Annotated in this window: 3 protein-coding genes; 1 reads left to right on the top strand and 2 read right to left on the bottom strand. The window is 64.1% G+C overall.

The annotated features are described in order from the left end of the window. Positions 1-13: 13 nt before the first annotated feature. Both yajC and ACFWF3_RS31260 read right to left on the bottom strand, forming a co-directional pair. A complete protein-coding gene (gene yajC / locus ACFWF3_RS31265; RefSeq protein ID WP_378988976.1) occupies positions 14-355 on the bottom strand; it encodes a preprotein translocase subunit YajC in 342 nt (113 codons plus the stop codon). 143 nt (positions 356-498) lie between these two features. Continuing rightward, positions 499-1,989: a flavin-containing monooxygenase gene (locus ACFWF3_RS31260; protein WP_379317341.1), complete on the bottom strand. Its 1,491-nt coding sequence runs from the start codon at positions 1,987-1,989 to the stop codon at positions 499-501. A gap of 82 nt (positions 1,990-2,071) precedes the next feature. Here ACFWF3_RS31260 and ACFWF3_RS31255 point away from each other — a divergent pair, with 82 nt between their 5' ends. After that, positions 2,072-2,701, top strand: a complete 630-nt coding sequence (locus tag ACFWF3_RS31255) for a TetR/AcrR family transcriptional regulator (RefSeq protein WP_378988974.1) — start codon at positions 2,072-2,074, stop codon at positions 2,699-2,701. Positions 2,702-2,767 lie beyond the last annotated feature (66 nt).

The following is a 2,767-nucleotide window of genomic DNA, read 5'->3' as shown; positions in this document are numbered from 1 at the left end:
GAAAAGGGACTGGTCAGTCCTTGGTCAGCCGGGTCTCGGTCTGTTCCACGACTTCCTCGACGGGGGCGTCGGTGACCTCGGGGGTCTCCTCGACCGTCTGCTCGTCGGCGCGCACCTCGCGGATCGCCTGGCGCAGCCACGTGGTGACCACGTCTTCGGCGATCTCCAGGTCGACGGTGTTCTCGTCGAGGTCGACGACGGTGCCGTACAGACCCGAGGTGGTGACGACAGCGTCACCGACCTTCAAGGCCTCCTGCATCGTCGAGACCTTCTCGGCCTCCCGCTTCTGTTTGCGGATACCGAAGAACATCGGCACGAGCAGGGCCAGGATCAGCAGCGGAAACAGGAAGTCCATCGTCGAAGTCAGTCCCTAGTCAGTGGTGGACGTGCAAGTACGCCTGACAGTCTGCCAGTTCCCCGCCGCGGCGACACACCGGACACCGACGCGCGCGTGAAACAGCCCCGGTCCGCGGGTGCGCGAACCGGGGCCGAGAGTGTTCAGGCGATGCTGCCGTAGGTGTAATCGTCGAGGGGGAAGGTGACGGCCTCGCGGTGCGCGGCGGCGGTGCTGGTCGGGCGCAGCAGTGCCGCTTCCCCGTGCTGGTTGAAGTAGTAGCTGCGCGCGGATGAGCAGTCACCGCCGTAGAAGACCGAGGAACCCAGCTTGTCGGTCATCCGGTCGAGGAATTCCGCGTTGGCTTCTTCGGTGACCTCGAAGGTGTGCTCGCCACGACGGAACAGTTCGGCGAACAACCTGCCCATGTGCTTCATCTGGGCTTCGATGGTGGTGAAGTACGACAGCCCGCTGTAGGAGTAGGGACTGTTGAGACTCAGGAAGTTGGGGAACTTGGGCACGGTGATGCCCTCGTAGGCCTGAAAACGGTTGTCGCGCCAGAACTTTCCGAGGTTCACACCGTCGCGGCCGATGATCTCGATGGCCGGGAAGTTCACGTCCCAGAGGTTGAAGCCGGTGGCCAGCAGCAAGGTGTCGATCTCGGTTTTGTGGCCGTCGGCGGTGACGATGCCGTCGGGTTCCACATGGTCGATCGAGTTCGTTTCCAGCCGCACGTGCGGTTGGTTGAACGTCTTGAAGTAGGTGTTGGAGAACGTCGGGCGCTTGCAGCCGAAGTCGTAGTGCGGGGTGAGCTTCTCCCGGGTCCCGGGATCACGCACCTGCGCGAACAGGTGCGCCTTGGCCAGCGCGGCGGCCGCCCGGTTCAGCGGTTTGGCCTGCTTGTAGTGCAGCACCCCGACAACCATCAGCGCCTCGAGCATGCCGGTGTTGACGAGCCGAGCCGCCTTCTGCGTGAGCGGGACCTTGTCGAACAGTTCCCGCACCACCCCCGGAATCGGCGCGTCGACCTTGGGCACCACCCAGATCGGGGTCCGCTGGAACACGGTCAGCTCGTCGACCTTCTTCGCGACCTCGGGCACCAGTTGCACCGCGGTGGCGCCGGTGCCGATGATGGCGGCCTTGCGACCGGTCAGGTCGTAATCGGCGTCCCAGTCGGTGGTGTGGATGATCTTGCCCGCGAAGGACTCGATGCCGGGGAACGGCGGCGTGTAGGGCTGGGACAGGAACCCTGTCGCCGCGAGCAGATAGCGCGCGGTCAGCGTCTCACCGCCGGCGATCGTCACCACCCACTGCTGGTGCTCCGCGTCCCAGCGCGCACCGTCGACGACGGTGCCGAACCGCATCCGCCTGCGCAGATCGTATTTGTCGGCCACGTGCTCGGCGTATTTCTTCAGCTCGGCGCCGGGCGCGAACAAGCGGGTCCAGCGCGGATTCGGCTCGAAGGAATAGGAATAGGTCACCGAGGCGATGTCGACCGCCAGACCCGGATACCTGTTCACATGCCAGGTGCCGCCCAGGTCGTCCTCCCGTTCCAGGATGACGAAATCGCGCAACCCGAGCCGGTCGAGCTCGATACCGGCACCGATGCCACCGAAACCCGCTCCGACCACGACCGCGTCGAACTGAGGTACCACGCCGAACCTCCACACTGAGAGAGAATGCTCCAGTCTCAGAATGACACGTCATTCTGATTACATCGAATGTAACATCGTCAATGTGACGAAGCCACCCTCGCGAATCGACCAGCGCAAAGCCGAATTGCGCAGGGAGATCATCGATACCGCGTTCGACTGCTTCGCCGAGAAGGGCTATCACGCCACCGGAATCGCCGATATCGCCACGCGTCTGGGCATCGGACACGGCACCTTCTACCGCTACTTCGCGAACAAGCGCGACATCATCGACCATGTCATCGACGAGGTGAGCGGGCGCATCTTCGGCACGCTCGACAACGACATGGAGCCCGAAAGCGCCGCCACCATCGAGGAATACGCCGCACTGATCGACCGGCTCAGCGATTCACTCAACCGCGTCCTGCTCGACGATCCGCGCACCGCGCACCTGTTGCTGTTCCACGCCACCGGCATCGACGACGAGCTCACCGACCGGGTGTACGGCCTCGTCGACGCCACCGAGATCCTCATGGCGCGCTACCTCGATCACGGCGTGCGCGTCGGCTACCTGCGCGCCGATATCGATACCGCCAATACCGCCAAGGCGGCACTCGGCATGATCGTCGCCGGGCTGGTGGCGGGGATGCGAACCCCTGATCCGGCATCGATGTCGGTGTACAGTCACGCCGTGCGGCGGCTGTTCATCGATGGCGTGCGCGCCGCTGCCCGATAACGAAAAGCCGTGGGATAGAAGGGCAATCCTGAGACAATGACCGCTGTGACGCCCGACGATGTGAGC

It is taken from the genome of Nocardia sp. NPDC060220 (genome assembly GCF_042727815.1).
GTDB lineage: Bacteria > Actinomycetota > Actinomycetes > Mycobacteriales > Mycobacteriaceae > Nocardia.
Note: the sequence above shows the minus strand (reverse complement) of the source record. Positions and strands in the feature narration are given on the sequence as shown.